Here is a 13,064-nt window from a genome sequence, read left to right on the forward strand (position 1 = left end):
GGACCCCACCGTGAGGGTGAGGACCAGCCGGCGATTCCCTGTTCTGAAGACGCTGCCGCGAACTCGAGAAATGTCGAGTTCGTGTCGAACAGCGCCGTGACAAGCACGGTGGCGCGCGAAGTCGGTCTGTGCAGGCACAAACCGCTCACCCAGTCTACGGCTTCTCGGCACCCAGACCTAAATCAGACCGATCGGAAGCCTTTGACCAGCTGGAACAGTGGATTTCCACAAGCGAGAAGGTTATCCACATTCAGTGCATCGGGGTGTCGGAGACGCGGTCGCCGAACGAAGGTGGAGGCATGACCTCCAAGCCCATCTCCGCCTCGATGACACTGCTCATCCCACTGTTGTTCGTACTCGGCGTCGCCTCCGCGCCGCCGACCGCCGCCGAGCCGCTTGTCTCGCAGTCAGAATCCGTCCTCGGGGTGTGCACGAGTTCCGTGTGCGTGCCGCCGCTCGCCGAGCTGCTGCACCGCGCGCCGATGCCGATGCCGATGCCGATGCGACTGTCCGACCAGAGCATCGGCGATGTCGGCTGCTCCGAACTACGCACGCTGGATTCCGCGGATCCCAGACCGTTCGCAGCCGTCTCCTCGACGGCAGATATCCCGCCCAGGCTCGAATGACTCCCGCTACCGGGGTACGGACACGCGGACTCCTTTCGTCGATTCTGGGGCTGGGCCTCATCGCGGTTATTGCTACGGAACCGATCGCGGCGGCAGCCCCCGAGGGACGATTCGGCTGGCCGCTGCAACCGCGCCCAACGGTATTGCGACGTTTCGACAAACCTGCGCAGGACTGGCTGCCAGGGCATCGCGGAGTCGATCTGACCGGAGCCGAGGGACAGGCGGTACTCGCCGCCGGTGACGGGATTGTCGTGTTCGCGGGAACGGTGGCCGACAAGCCGGTCGTTTCCATCGATCACGCCGGCGGGCTGCGCACAACTTACGAGCCGGTACGGGCCGAAGTGCCAGTGGGCAGGCGGGTCGCGCGCGGCACCCGAATCGGAGCGCTGGAGGCCGGGCATCCGGGATGCGCAACGACGTGCCTGCACTGGGGTGCACGCGCCGAGGGCGACGGGCGCCGCAGGCATGAATATCTGGATCCGCTGGGCCTTTTGCACCTCACCCCTCTGCGGCTCAAACCGGTTCGGCCGTAAGGGTTGTCCACAACGACCGCGTTTCCGAATCGCCATGCGCAGTTCGAGGTCGTTGAGGTGCCTTCAGGTAGGGGCGACCGTCGGAGAGTCCAGCCGGCCTGTCCGCCTGAGCCCGAATCGGGGCGCTGATGTTCGCGAGGCGTCGGCGAACGATTTCGCCGGGTTCAGTCGGAGACTTGGCGGGAATGTCCAGTTCGAGGAACAGATCATGGGCATCGAGCGACGCTGTTGGCGTACGGCAGGGTTATCCGCTTCGCAGGGCGGTGGTCGCTCTTCCCATGCGCGGCCGTCGCAGCGAAGATCGGCATATGGAGCATGTATCCCGCAAGCCGCCGTTCACCTACCCGGAAGTCGGCGCGACAAGGGGTGCGCTGCCGGAGGGGTATCACCGGTTCCGGCTGCGCCGTCCGATCGGCCGCGGTCGCGGCCTGTTCGAGCGCGCGGGTGCGGAGATCCTTGCCTACCGAATGCAAAAGGGCACCAGGATCTTTCAACACGCCGACACCCCGACCGCCGAACCCGGCACCACCGTCACCGTGCGGCTGGGTGTCGGGCTGCTCGGGATCACCGCCCCTTGCCGGGTGGTGTACCTGCTCGACGAACCGAACCGGCGCGGGTTCGCGTACGGAACCTTGCCCGGGCATCCGGAGTCCGGCGAGGAACTGTTCGCCGTCGAATACGACCCCGCCGACGACACGGTGTACGGACTGGTCATCGCGTTTTCACGCAGCGCGACCTGGTACGCACGTCTGGGTGGACCTGCGGTCAAGCTCCTCCAACGTTTCGTCGCGGGCCGATACCTCGCGGCGTTGGAGACATCTGTCTGACCACGGAAGCCGAGCGACATCGCCTGGGATCACAAGGATTCCGGCCCGACGCGACGAACGAAGTTCAGCATTGTCGACGGCGCCGAGTACCGAGCGCAGCGCCGTAACGGCCGGGCGATCACGGGATTTCATTGCTGGACAACGCGGCGCGCATCCGCTCGCGCAATGCAGGCCAGTCGATCGACCCCTCGGTGGGCATGAGTATGCCGTAGGCAACGGCGCGTGACAGGTCGAGCGGATTTCCGCGGTGGCACTACCCAGATGGTCGGCCGGCCCGGCCCCACGGATATTCGGGCCGGCACCGATCGCGAGGGCCAGGCATGCAATGGCCTGACTGGCGATGACCGGCCCCGCAAGGTGAGGCACCGATGTCGAGCCGGGCGGGATCCGGCCCCACCGAGGACCGGCCTGGCCGTCACGGCGTGACGATGGCGAAATCGGGGTCCGGGGCGTCGAAGATGCCGACCAGTTCGACCAGCTTGGTGACATCCCCGTCGATGGCGATCTCGCCCGCCGCGGCCGCGACGCCGAAATCTTCCCCGGCCACAAGGACTCGGATCAACGTGCCCTTGGTGAGCGTGAACACGGCATCGGGTTTCGGAAGCCTAATGTTCTCGGCGACATCGAAGTGGGTCAGGCGTCCGTTGCGTAGCTCGAGCCGGTGTGTGCGGTCCTCGTCGGTGAGGATCCAGTCCGCCACCACCCGCTGGTCCCACGCCTTGGGGCCATCGACGCGCAACGCCATGGCGTCGAAGATCTGCTCGACTGTCAGCGCTGCGAGCATGGTCGGCGAGTCGCCTCTCGTCGGCGTGCCGAACGAGCCGTAGCGCAGCTCGTAGGCGCCGCTGAGATAGAAGTTGCGCCAGGTCGCGTTCTCGGCGCCGTAGCCGAGCTGCTCGAAAGTGCTGGCCTGCAGTGCTTTCGCGGCATCGTTGCCGGGTTCGGCGAAAATCAGGTAGTTGAGCACCTGCGCGACCCACCGGTAGTCACCTGCGTCATAGGAGGTTTGTGCCTTGCGTAGCACCTCGTCCGCGCCGCCCATGAATTCCACATGCCGTAGGGCGGATTCGACCGGCGGATGCTCCCACAGGTGCGCCGGGTTTCCGTCGAACCAGCCCATGTAGCGCTGATAGACGGCCTTGACGTTATGACTGACCGAGCCGTAGTACCCGCGCGCGTGCCAAGTGTCCGCGATGGCCGGTGGGAGCGTGAGCATCTCGGCGATCTCGGCGCCGACGTAGCCCTGGTTCAATAGCCGCAGCGTCTGGTCGTTCAGGTACCCATATAGATCCCGTTGCAGCGCAAGGAATTCCACCAGGCGCGCGGTATCCCAGGTAGGCCAGTGATGGGAGGCGAACACCACGTCGGAATCGCGAGCGAACAGGTTGATCGCCTCGGTCAAGTACTTCGCCCACACATGCGGGTCGCGTACCAGCGCGCCGCGCAGCGTAATCAGGTTGTGCAGGGTATGGGTCGCGTTTTCCGCCATGCACAGCGCGCGGCGGTCAGGAAAGTAGAAGTTCATCTCCGCAGGAGCTTCGGTACCAGGGGTGAGCTGAAAGACCATCCGTATACCGTCGATCGTCTCTTCCTGACCGGTCGTGGTGATGTCGACGGTCGGGGCGATCAGCGTGATCGTCCCGACCGACGTCGTCGGACCCAGTCCGGCGCCCACCGCGCCGAGCGGGCCGCGCGGCAGCACCGCGCCGTACATGTAGCCCGCCCGTCGCGACATCGCGGTGCCCGCGTAGATGTTCTCAGCTACCGCGTGCTCCAGGAACCCGGCGGGCGCCAGCACCGGGCATCGGCCTGCCCTGACATCGTCGATTGTGGTCACCCCTATCGCGCCACCGAAATGGTCGACATGTGAATGGGTGTAGATGAGGCCGGTCACCGGACGGTCTCCCCGGTGCGCACGGTAGAGCGCCAGACCCGCCGCCGCGGTCTCGGCGGAAATCAGGGGGTCGATCACGACGACACCGGTTTTCCCCTCGATCAAGGTCATGTTGGACAAGTCCAGGCCACGGATCTGGTAGATCCCCTCGGTGACTTGGAACAGTCCCTGCCGCATTACCAACCCGGACTGCCGCCAGAGGCTCGGATGGACCGACGCCGGGCAGGGCTCGGACAGGAAGGCATAGCAGTCGTTGTCCCATACGACGGTTCTGTCCTCTGAAGTGACCACGCCGGGTTGCAGCGCGGCGATGAACCCACGTTCGGCATCGGCCAGATCGGCGTCGTCGGTGAAAGGCAGCGCGGCGGCCGCACGCTGCTGCGCCGTGACGATGAACTCACTCGGCTCGCTTGCTGTGCTCATTGAGAATCCTCCTGTCGTGTCGACCAACCGCGCTGTGCCCGTCAGGGCAGCGGATCCGTGAAACCGATCGCGGCCGCAACGACCGCGATGGCGACCACCGCCACAGCTGTCACGGCAACGATCCGGCTACTGCAGCTGTAGCGGCCCGTGCGCAAGCCGCGGTTGCGTAGGTAGGACACTCCGGCCAGCACCGCACTCGCGATCGCCGCGCCGACGGGCGCGATCGCGGCCGGCCGCCATCCACTGTTGACGGCATGGTTGAGGAACAGTGCGCCGACGACCGTCACCGCCACCGCGGTCCGCCGCCACGCCAGCGCGGTGCGTTCGGCGGACAGACCAGGGCTGTTCATCGCAGCAGCACCGCCACACACGCCAGCAGCGACACGATCGCGATGCCCGCAGACAGGATCGGCACCAGAACCGTGTCCGGCAACGGACTGCCACGCCGCATGGCCACACCGACCCTGCGCCAATGCACGTACGCGCCTATCGCGACGATCACCGCGAGCACCAGACTGCTCAACGCGATCGCACGCCGGATTCCGGCCATCCGGAAGGGCTGCACCAGCGTGTGCACCGCGACGCCGCCCGCGAGCAGACCCAGCGAGGTGCGCATCCAGGCCAGGAAGGTGCGCTCGTTCGCGAGGGTGAAGCGATAGTCGAGTTCCTCTTCGCCCTCTTCCGATTCGGCATCGGGATTCGGGAGCGTCACGCCGCCCCGGCTCCGATCACGAGGTGCCGAGTGTTCGCACGGACTCGGCGACGACTCCTGGCCACGGGATTCGTCGATTCACACCGGGTTGGGCAGCAAATCGCGTGTCGGCCCAGGCCACGACACTGGTACACGGCGCGGAGCAGGTCTAAGGTCACGGACACCTCTCCATCGCCGAGCTTGTTCCGCTGCATTGGCAAACGATCAGCTACGTCAGCTTAACCAGAGCAACGGGGGTCGTCCACGGCTCTCACGCAACCGTGACCTGGTGGTGATGCGAGGTCGAGCGCGGCGTTCAGACCACGGTCGCGTCCTCGAATGTCATCGCCAGCCGCGAGACGGCCGACGCCATCACCGCGCGCCGCGGCAAGCCGATCGCGCGTAATTCCTCCGCGATGACGTGATCGCCGAGAGTGAGATCCGCGCCGCCGAAGCGAGTTCGCAAGCCGGAGGGCTGCATCTGCCATCGGGTGCATCGGGTGACGCCCTCGATGTGTGAGTAGGCGTCGAACGAGGACGCGGTGTTGCGCCTGCTCGGGGTCGGAAGTCCGGGCCGGACAGTCAGGTCCGCGATGAGCTGCCCGTTCTGGTGCAGTGTTCCGCTGCGGGTTCCTTCGCCGTGGTCGACAACGAAGTCGGCGAGTTCCTTGGGGAATCCCCAAATGCCACGGCCTGCGGCGAGAGTGAAGTCGCCGTCGACCGGGAGCCGATGGATGAGCACGCCCGCCTTCCCGTTCGCCAGTGCCGCGAGGTCACCGAGTCCGGTACCGCCTCCCGCCGTGTGGTGGCGGACCATGAACGAGACGCCGAACTCGTTGTAAGGGCCGAGGTCGCCGTCGACATAGTCGACGAACACCAGCGTGCACATCGCCCGCCCGCCCGGCAGCCGCAGGAGGCGCAGACCGGAGTAGTCGACGAGCTGTTGCGCCGCCGCGGCAGGCACCGCATAGGTGGCCATGAATGCGTGGGCTAGCCGGATGCGCACAGGCATCCGCACTTCCCGGCCGAGGACGGTGTGCGTGCTCACATGGACGCCTTTCCGCGCACCGGCGCTACTGAACGCCGAGTTGACATGCGGAGCCGAGTCCGCCGAATCAATATAGAACAAGTATCAGTACATCGATGGCAATACCCTTCTCCGCTGGCTGATCATCCGGGGAGAACTCGTTACAATTCAGGACCGCGTGATCAGGACTGCTCGGCAGCCCCTTCGCGCTATCGCCGCTGGGCACGAACGGTGGGCGACCACCTATCCGAATCCCTGCGCGTTGCGCAGACGCGCCTCGAGACCGTCCATGACGCAGAGCAGACCGAAGTCGAAGGCCATGGCCCTGCCGGCTTCGGGGTCGATCGGCGCCGTCGCTCGATAGTCTTCGAGCATCTCGGGATAGTCGACCGCGAGTCCCTCCATAGCCCGCCTCATGCTGTCGAGGTCGATGTCGGAGCCGCTGTACGCCTTCTCCCATGCGGTCTCGGGAATCACCTGACCGAGTACGAACGACATCACTGTTCCACTCGCAAGGTAGATATCCACGCCCTGAAAACCCGCCCGGACGAACGCGCGGCGCAGCCGGTCGCTGAGCCGCAACGAGTTCGGGCCCATGCTAGGCAACTGCCCGACCAGCGACGCCATCCACGGGTGCGCCCTGATCGTCGCACGGAGGCTGTAGGCGAAGGTGGTCAGCAGCTCCCGCCAGGACGCCTGCTCCGGCTCCGGCGTCTGCACCATGCCCCAGAACTCGTCGAGCACCAGCTCCAGCAACTCCTCCTTGTTCGCGACGTACCAGTACAGGCTGGTCGCGCCCGCGCCGAGCTTCGCGCCGAGTTTGCGCATGCTCAGCGACTCCAGACCCTCGGCGTCGAGAATCTCGACCGCCGCGGCGATGATCTGCTCGCGACGCAGCCCGGAGGCTTTGGGCTGGCGAGGTTCCCTGGTCCATACCGAGGCGAACTGCTTGGTCACATGTCGATCTTATATTCACTCGCACATCGTTCGAGTTTCTCGTACGCTGTGCGAGTGGAATCGAACGTTGTACGAGACCCTCGCCGCTGGTGGATTCTGGGGGTCCTCTGTCTGTCCTTGCTGGTGCTGATGATCGACAGCACTGTGCTCAATCTCGCGATCCCCTCGCTGATTCGGGAACTGGACGCCACTCCGTCGGACATCCAGTGGATCCTGGACGCCTACGTACTGGTCTTCGCCGGACTCCTGCTCACCGCGGGCAGCCTGTCCGACCGCTTCGGCCGGCGACGGATGCTGATCACGGGCCTAGCCGTGTTCGGCGTGGCATCCCTGGCCGCCGTGCTGGCGACCGAACCGTGGCAGATCGTCGCCGCCCGCGCCGCGATGGGTGTCGGCGGGTCGCTGCTGATGCCCTCGACCCTGTCGATCCTGATGACCACCTTCGCCGAGGACGAGCGGCGTACGGCGATGGCCGCGTGGTCCACCGTCTCGATGGTCGGCATCGTCGCCGGGCCCACGCTGGGTGGCTTTCTGCTACAGCACTACTGGTGGGGTTCGGTGTTCCTGCTCAACATCCCGGTCGCGGTGCTCGCCATCATCGCGGCCTCGGTGCTGATGCCGGAGACCACCGGTGAACAGCGGCCAGTAGACCCCGTCGGAGTCGGACTGTCCATCGTGGCGCTCGGCTCGACGGTCTACGTGATCATTGAGCGTGAATGGAACATCGGCATGATCGTGCTGGCGGCCGCGACGGCTATCGCGTTCCTCGGATGGGAGCGCCGGTCGGAGCATCCGATGCTGCCGCTGGCGGTGTTCCGCAGCCGCGACTTCACCGGCACCTGCTTCACCCTGCTGCTGATGGTGTTCGGCATGGGCGCGATCATGCTGATGCTCACTCAGTACCTGCAGTTCGTGCTCGGCTACGGTCCGATGAAGGCGGGTTTGGCGCTGCTGCCGTACGCTGTGGCCGCAGCCGTCTGCAACGGGCTCGGCGCAACACTCGGCAAGGCGCTCAGCAACAAGACACTCATCGTCTCCGGACTGCTCGTCATGAGCGCGGCCTTCGCCATACTCGCCATGGGCAGCGGGTACCTGTGGGTGCTGATCAGCATGCTGGTCATGGGTGTGGGCGGCGGCCTGGCGGGTCCGGCCGCGTACGCCGCGATCATGAGCGCCATCCCACTCGAACACGCGGGCGTCGGCTCCGCGATGAACGACACGCTGCAGCAAGTCGGCATGGCGATCAGCATCGCGATCCTCGGCAGTGTGCTCGCCGGCGTATTCACCTCCAACATGCCCGAGGACGCCCCCGACGCGGCGCGCGAATCCATCGGCGCCGCCTTCCAGCTCGGCTATGTCGAACCCGCCAAGGATGCCTTCACCGCCGCCATGTCCACCGGCGCATGGATCAGCGCGGGCTTCAGCATCGCCGCGGCGCTGCTCGGTGCGGTACTGCTGCGCACCCGTCGGCCTTCGTCGACCGAGCAACCAGTAACGACCGCGATCGCGAACGGGTGAATCGACGCGGCGGCGGGTCACGGTGAACGGATGCGCGTGACAATCCGACCACGATCCGCCGCTGCCCTCGACAGAGCAAAGAATGGCCCGACACCAACCCGAGGTCTGTGTAATTCCGACTCACGGCTGAGGGCTGGCCTCGCACACTTTGAGTAGAAAAGGTGGTGTGCCACACGGCGGCGCGACACTGATGAAGACACCACGCGTCACACTTCAGATCGCGTCGTGACTGTGGCAGTGTCGTCTGTACCGAAACAACCGCAACCGGGCTCCACGCCACTAGTCGCCTGGCCCTGTATCGCCGTCCTCACCGAGGAGCCGGGTCGGGAAACGCGCAAACATTTCCGTGCCGCACAGACCAGTTGGAATTCAACCGATCGGATCGGACATGTTCAGGAAAATCGCGGAGGCGGCCGCCACACTCACAGTAGCCGCAGCGGTATTGGGGGCTCAAGTAGGTGCCGCGCACGCGTCTAGCCCCTCCGTCTTGGGCGGCGGCTCCGGCATCATTGTCAACGACCAGGGCATCTGCACGCTCACCACGATCGGGCACGACGCCGGAGGTCGGCTCGTCGGGCTCACCGCAGCTCATTGTGGTGAAACGGGGGCCACGGTCGTTGCCGATGCCAATCCTGACACCGGCGTCGTCGGCACCTTCGCCTACACCAACAAGGACATGGACTACGCCATGATCGTGTTCGATCCGGACAAAGTCATGCCCGTGAACCGTGTAGGCGACACCATCATTACCGGATTGGGCGCGCCTGCGCGGTTCCCGGACATCGCCTGCAAAGAAGGTCGGACCACAGGCCGGACCTGCGGGCTGGCCTACGGCGAATTGTTCCCGTCCGACACCTGGACCTGGACGCAGGCCTGTGTGCTTCCGGGGGATTCCGGCGGGCCGGTCGTGGTGGGAACAACGCTCGTCGGCATGGTCAATGCATACTTGACCGTGCCGTGCCTCGGGCCGCAGGTCGGCGCGAACATAATCACCATCGTCAACGACGCCACCGCGCGCGGTGGTGTCGGAGCGGATTTCCACCCGATCTAGGTGGTCACCGCGCCGGCCGAGGAGAGTTTGCCTGGCGCCGCTGCGACGGACCGAATGGAGTCCTACCGCTCGTGATCGGCAATGACGCCGCTTTGGAGGGCGCGTTCGACCAGAAATACGCGCTTTTGGTTCGGTGGCAAAGCTTCCACCTGAAATATTTGGAACAACGCTCGCATATGCGTCTTGACGGTGGAGACGCTCAGGCACAGATCATGGGCAATCTGGCAGTTCGACGCGGGGTAGGAGTATGGCGTCCGAGCGTCGTACGGCCGACAAAGCGCCTCGAGAATCGAATATTGGGCGTCGGTCAGCGAATTCCGGGTAGGGAGGGGGGCCTGGCTGATCGTTATTTCATCCTCGGAGGGGTGGTCGTCCCGGAAAATGAACACCGATTGCCCGACCCGAATCGTATCGCCGGAGCGGAGTTTACGCCGCCCGCCGACGCGTTCGCCGTTGACGAAGGTCCCATTCTTCGACAGCCCGTCGTCGACAATGACCCAGCAGTCGCACACCCGCTCGACGATGGCGTGCAGACGCGAAGCCGTCGCGTCGGCGGTCACGATTATGTCGGCGGCACCCGACCGCCCGATCGTCACACTGGGCACGTCATGATCGAGTGGAATCTCGCGCCACGTTCCATGGCCGATCTGCTGGGCCAGCGTGGAACCAGCGGCTGACTGCTGCCACGCGGGCTGGCCTGCCAAGGAGTACAGTCCGCGATGCAGAGTCTGTGATCCGATTGACGTAGCCATCGCTTTTCTTTCCACATCGGAGTACGTCGTGAACTGCGGGAACTGAATCGTATCTCTCAGGGTGCGCCTTCCCGGCGAAGATCACACGAGAAATCGACTACTTCGGTGCGCGAGCGGGCCTTCTCGGCGCCGGGAGGCCGCTGCGGACCCGTCAGAACAACCGGAACACAGCGCGATCGTGAATGGGTAAATGAGCCGGCAACGGGCCACGATGAACGGATGAGGGTGACCATCCGACCACGAACAACCGCCGACCTCGACGGATGTGCCATGGTTTTGCGGAAGGTACACGAAGTCGACGGGTACCCGGCACAGTGGCCCGCGGACCCCGTGGCCTGGTTGGCCCCGTCGAAGCTCATCGCGGCCCTCGTCGCCGAGCAGAGCGGGGCGGTGGTCGGGCACATCGGAATCGGCGGTAGCGGGGAAATGCCGCCAGACGTGCTGGACATGGCGGGCACAGCGGAAATCGATGTTCCAGTTTGATAGCAGAATTCTTGACGAGCACCGATTCACCGGGACCGTTTCGCTGCCTCGGTAAAATCCCATGCGAGTGGTACTGCCGCGTCAGGCGCGGGGGTGGGCTTGGTCGTGCACCTTCTTGAGGCGCTCGATGGAGACGTGGGTGTACAGCTGGGTGGTGGCCATGCTGGCGTGGCCGAGGAGTTCTTGGACTACGCGGAGGTCGGCGCCCCCCTCGAGCAGGTGGGTCGCGGCGGTGTGACGCAGGCCGTGCGGGCCCATGTCGGGAGCGCCCGGGATGGCCGAGAGCACCTCGTGCACAACGGTTCTTGCCTGACGCTGATCAAGGCGCCTGCCGCGACGGCCGAGTAAGAGCGCGCGGCCGGACTCGGCGGTGACGAAGGCGGGACGCCCGTGCTGAAGCCAGTTTCCGACAGCCTCGTCGGCAGGTAGGCCGAACGGCGCCGATCGCTCCTTGTTGCCCTTGCCGAGCACCCGGACCACGTGTCGCTCGCGGTCGACGTCATCGATATCCAGCCCGCACAGCTCGCTGACCCGGATACCGGTTGCGTACAGCAGCTCGACGATCAAGCGATCCCGCAGTGCCATCGGATCATGCTGGGCAGCACCGGATTCCGCGGCCTTCATGGCGCCGATGGCCTGCTGGCGACCGAGTACGGCGGGAAGAACGCGGTGGGCTTTCGGCGAACCCAGTCGCAGGCCTGGATCGACGGACAATCGCCCGGTCCGGGTGAGCCAGGCGGTAAAGGTGCGCGCCGAGGAGGCCCGCCGCGCCATCGTCGTCCGCGCCGCACCCGCCGCAGCCTGCTGCGCCAACCACGAACGCAGCAGCTGCAAATCGAGTTCGCGAATCGCTGAATCCGCCGACCGCGTATACAAGTGGCCCAGCAGCGACCGCGCATCCCCCAGATACGCCCGCGCCGTATGCTCCGAGCGATTCTGCCCGAGTCGCAGATGTCTGCCGTACTCCACCACGAGGGCTTCCAAATCGTCGGGCAGTTGCTCCATCTCTCCACCGTCCCGACGACCACCCCGATTTGGCAAGCCACCACGCCGAATTGCAAGTCATCTCCGGTGCCCCGCTCGGCGCCAACCGCTTTCGTCGACGGTGACCAGGCCCGCCAGTTCGAGGGCGGGCAGGGCTGCACGGACTGCGGGAAGAGGCAACCCGCACTGCTGGGCCAGCTCGAGCGGCACCCGAGAGCCCACCCCGGGAAGTGCGGCGAAGACCAGGGCCTCATCGCCGGTGAGACCGGCCTCCGGGTTGTCGGTCGGCCCCGCAGCACCGGGGAGAGGTAGTCGGAGCGGACCCGCCTCGTCGACGACCTCCTCGGCGCAGGTGACCAGGAGGGCTTCACCATCGCGAATCATGCGGTGACAGCCCACGGAGGCGACGGAAGTGACCGGGCCGGGCACTGCCAAAGCCGGGCGGCTCAGTCGGCGTGCCCATTTGACGGTGTTGCGGGCGCCGCTGCGCAGGCCCGCCTCGACGACCAGCACGCCGTCGGCGAGGGCTGCGATCAGCCGGTTGCGAGCCAGGAATTGATGCTTGTGCGCGGTGACCCCGGGCGGATACTCGCTGACCACCAGGCCGGACTCCGCGATATCAGCCAGAAGCCGCTCGTGCTGGGCCGGGTAGGGACGGTCGATGCCGCACGCCAGCACCGCAATCGTCGAGCCATCGACCGCGAGCGCCGCCCGATGTGCCATGCTGTCGATTCCGAAGGCCGCCCCCGACACGATGGTCCAGCCCTGCGCGGCGAGATCGCCCGCGATTTCCCCAGTGACCCGGTTGCCGTAGCCGGTGCTGCACCGCGCGCCCACCACCGCCAGAGCATGGTCGCTCGACTCCAACAGTGAGCGTGGGCCCCGCGCCCACAGCACGAGCGGCACGGCCCCGTCACGATCCCGGCCCGGTTCGAGCTGCCCGAGACCGAGCATGCGCCACGCCGGCCACTCCGGGTCGTCCGGCGTGACCACTCGTCCACCGATACGCTCGATCGACTCCAGATCCCGCGCCGCGACATCGATCTCACGCCGCTGCGCCGTCGGCCCGCGCAACGACTCGGGCAACGCACACTCCCGCACGGCGCGTGCCGCCTCGACCACCCCGGCCGACTCGATCAACGCCGACAGCGGCGCAGACGGCCCCTGCACCACCCGCGACAGATACACCCACGCCAACCTCCGCGCATCCGCTTCGCCAGAGGCCGGGCGAGAACAGCCTCCCGACATTCGAATCCCTCCGGCCGTCGCGTCAACCGCAGTGCGCTTCCCATCCAACG

14 protein-coding genes are annotated in these 13,064 nt (G+C 66.0%); 6 read left to right on the forward strand and 8 right to left on the reverse strand.

Going from position 1 to position 13,064, the window contains the following annotated elements; genetic code table 11:
- Positions 1–299 precede the first annotated feature (299 nt).
- The 3 genes from OH799_RS14655 (at position 300) to OH799_RS14665 (ending at position 1,986) form a co-directional block, all read left to right on the forward strand.
- Positions 300–626, forward strand: coding sequence for a hypothetical protein (locus tag OH799_RS14655; protein WP_406280538.1), 327 nt, complete (start codon positions 300–302; stop codon positions 624–626).
- Entirely contained in the window at positions 623–1,159 is a 537-nt protein-coding gene (locus OH799_RS14660) for a M23 family metallopeptidase (protein WP_406280540.1), read from the forward strand. The genes OH799_RS14655 and OH799_RS14660 overlap by 4 nt, the downstream gene beginning before the upstream one ends.
- 308 nt (positions 1,160–1,467) lie before the next feature.
- On the forward strand, positions 1,468–1,986 hold the full coding sequence (locus OH799_RS14665; RefSeq protein WP_406280542.1) for a DUF1990 family protein: 519 nt from the start codon (positions 1,468–1,470) through the stop codon (positions 1,984–1,986).
- 415 nt (positions 1,987–2,401) lie between these two features.
- Here OH799_RS14665 and OH799_RS14670 read toward each other — a convergent pair whose 3' ends face one another.
- From OH799_RS14670 to OH799_RS14690, 5 genes are all read right to left on the reverse strand, one after another.
- Positions 2,402–4,303 carry an alkyl/aryl-sulfatase gene (locus OH799_RS14670; protein ID WP_406280544.1) on the reverse strand — a complete coding sequence of 634 codons (1,902 nt, stop codon included), beginning with the start codon at positions 4,301–4,303 and terminating at the stop codon, positions 2,402–2,404.
- Positions 4,304–4,344: 41 nt separating this feature from the next.
- On the reverse strand, positions 4,345–4,653 hold the full coding sequence (locus tag OH799_RS14675) for a DUF202 domain-containing protein (protein ID WP_406280546.1): 309 nt from the start codon (positions 4,651–4,653) through the stop codon (positions 4,345–4,347).
- Positions 4,650–5,015 carry a YidH family protein gene (locus tag OH799_RS14680; protein ID WP_406280548.1) on the reverse strand — a complete coding sequence of 122 codons (366 nt, stop codon included), beginning with the start codon at positions 5,013–5,015 and terminating at the stop codon, positions 4,650–4,652. The genes OH799_RS14675 and OH799_RS14680 overlap by 4 nt, the downstream gene beginning before the upstream one ends.
- A gap of 295 nt (positions 5,016–5,310) precedes the next feature.
- Positions 5,311–6,042 (reverse strand): acetoacetate decarboxylase family protein, encoded by a 732-nt coding sequence (locus tag OH799_RS14685; RefSeq protein WP_406280550.1) that lies wholly within the window; start codon positions 6,040–6,042, stop codon positions 5,311–5,313.
- Between the two features lie 222 nt (positions 6,043–6,264).
- The gene (locus OH799_RS14690) at positions 6,265–6,978 is read right to left on the reverse strand and encodes a TetR/AcrR family transcriptional regulator (protein WP_406280552.1); all 714 of its coding nucleotides are present in this window, start codon (positions 6,976–6,978) and stop codon (positions 6,265–6,267) included.
- Between the two features lie 54 nt (positions 6,979–7,032).
- Here OH799_RS14690 and OH799_RS14695 point away from each other — a divergent pair, with 54 nt between their 5' ends.
- Both OH799_RS14695 and OH799_RS14700 read left to right on the forward strand, forming a co-directional pair.
- Positions 7,033–8,496: an MFS transporter gene (locus OH799_RS14695; protein WP_406280554.1), complete on the forward strand. Its 1,464-nt coding sequence runs from the start codon at positions 7,033–7,035 to the stop codon at positions 8,494–8,496.
- Between the two features lie 388 nt (positions 8,497–8,884).
- A complete protein-coding gene (locus OH799_RS14700) occupies positions 8,885–9,547 on the forward strand; it encodes a serine protease (protein WP_406280556.1) in 663 nt (220 codons plus the stop codon).
- 62 nt (positions 9,548–9,609) lie between these two features.
- On the opposite strand, the gene OH799_RS14705 is transcribed toward OH799_RS14700, so the two are convergent.
- On the reverse strand, positions 9,610–10,251 hold the full coding sequence (locus OH799_RS14705; protein ID WP_406280559.1) for an FHA domain-containing protein: 642 nt from the start codon (positions 10,249–10,251) through the stop codon (positions 9,610–9,612).
- 318 nt (positions 10,252–10,569) lie between these two features.
- Between OH799_RS14705 and OH799_RS14710 the strand changes: the two genes are divergently transcribed.
- Positions 10,570–10,782 (forward strand): hypothetical protein, encoded by a 213-nt coding sequence (locus tag OH799_RS14710; protein ID WP_406280561.1) that lies wholly within the window; start codon positions 10,570–10,572, stop codon positions 10,780–10,782.
- An 81-nt stretch (positions 10,783–10,863) separates the two neighbouring features.
- Here the strand turns inward: OH799_RS14710 and OH799_RS14715 are convergent, their stop codons facing one another.
- Positions 10,864–11,787 (reverse strand): tyrosine recombinase XerC, encoded by a 924-nt coding sequence (locus OH799_RS14715; RefSeq protein ID WP_406280563.1) that lies wholly within the window; start codon positions 11,785–11,787, stop codon positions 10,864–10,866.
- A gap of 57 nt (positions 11,788–11,844) precedes the next feature.
- Complete coding sequence (dprA, locus tag OH799_RS14720) at positions 11,845–13,014, reverse strand: DNA-processing protein DprA (protein WP_406280566.1); 1,170 nt, start codon at positions 13,012–13,014, stop codon at positions 11,845–11,847.
- Between the last annotated feature and the right edge of the window lie 50 nt (positions 13,015–13,064).

The organism is Nocardia sp. NBC_00881, from assembly GCF_045207455.1.
GTDB lineage: Bacteria > Actinomycetota > Actinomycetes > Mycobacteriales > Mycobacteriaceae > Nocardia.

Excerpts from the sequence above, each read along its gene's own strand:
- OH799_RS14655 (WP_406280538.1), top strand. The coding sequence starts at position 300 with ATGACCTCCAAGCCCATCTCCGCCTCGATGACACTGCTCATCCCACTG.
- OH799_RS14660 (WP_406280540.1), top strand. The coding sequence starts at position 623 with ATGACTCCCGCTACCGGGGTACGGACACGCGGACTCCTTTCGTCGATT.
- OH799_RS14665 (WP_406280542.1), top strand. The coding sequence starts at position 1,468 with ATGGAGCATGTATCCCGCAAGCCGCCGTTCACCTACCCGGAAGTCGGC.
- OH799_RS14670 (WP_406280544.1), bottom strand. The coding sequence starts at position 4,303 with ATGAGCACAGCAAGCGAGCCGAGTGAGTTCATCGTCACGGCGCAGCAG.
- OH799_RS14675 (WP_406280546.1), bottom strand. The coding sequence starts at position 4,653 with ATGAACAGCCCTGGTCTGTCCGCCGAACGCACCGCGCTGGCGTGGCGG.
- OH799_RS14700 (WP_406280556.1), top strand. The coding sequence starts at position 8,885 with ATGTTCAGGAAAATCGCGGAGGCGGCCGCCACACTCACAGTAGCCGCA.
- OH799_RS14710 (WP_406280561.1), top strand. The coding sequence starts at position 10,570 with ATGGTTTTGCGGAAGGTACACGAAGTCGACGGGTACCCGGCACAGTGG.
- OH799_RS14715 (WP_406280563.1), bottom strand. The coding sequence starts at position 11,787 with ATGGAGCAACTGCCCGACGATTTGGAAGCCCTCGTGGTGGAGTACGGC.
- dprA (WP_406280566.1), bottom strand. The coding sequence starts at position 13,014 with ATGTCGGGAGGCTGTTCTCGCCCGGCCTCTGGCGAAGCGGATGCGCGG.